Source organism: Vibrio sp. 10N.222.49.C12, from assembly GCF_041475025.1.
Taxonomy (GTDB): domain Bacteria; phylum Pseudomonadota; class Gammaproteobacteria; order Enterobacterales; family Vibrionaceae; genus Vibrio; species Vibrio crassostreae_C.
Window position 1 is genome coordinate 1 of sequence record NZ_JBFRVF010000105.1, and the last position, 719, is coordinate 719.

Sequence of the window (719 nt, forward strand, 5' to 3'; positions counted from 1 at the left end):
TTTTTTTCGATATAAGCCTTCATTACTTTAAGGCAGCCTTCCGTAGTTTCTGAAGGAAAGAACTCTGCATGAACGTCACTGGTTGCGTCATCAATCATAGCGATAAGGCAGGACTTTTTGTCCCCGAACCAAAGGTGGGGGCTGCCGTCCATTTGCAACATTAAGCCTTCTGCCTCCATGCGCTCTCGTCGTCTTCTTACTTTGGAGCGGCGATGTTTAGCTCGTTTTACATGATGGATTTCGTGCGCCCAGGTACGAAGTGTCTCTCGCTTTACTTTGATGCCTTCAAACACTTCCAGCATGTCTGCCAAATGAAGCATGTTAAAGTCGTAATACTTGGCTTTTATCAGATCTTGAACTTGCTTCTTTAAGGTCACGGGGATTTTATTAGCGGGTGCTCTTCCTGTGTTGCCATGAACAACGAAACGAATACCATCGGTACGGTATCGCCTGAGGTAACGTTCAATGGTTCGGGGGGATTTATTGAGCAGTTTCGAGGCATTGAGAATAGAGATTTTGTTAAGTGCCACTTTAGCAATGACATCCACGGTAAGCTGGGATTTAGCATCCATAACGATCATCCTATACACCCTTTGACTAATTCACAGTGATAGTCAAAGGATTACGTAAAAAGTAGGACCGTCAATTTCCCTCGGTAATTAGGCTAACGACAAAGTCGTTTGGTAGTTAAGGTACGACAGAATCGCTTGGTGATCACA

Annotated in this window: 1 pseudogene; it reads right to left on the reverse strand. The window is 44.4% G+C overall.

Annotated elements, in window-relative coordinates:
• Positions 1-581 (reverse strand): annotated as a pseudogene (locus tag AB4583_RS21455) (ISNCY family transposase); the annotation flags it as partial.
• Positions 582-719 lie beyond the last annotated feature (138 nt).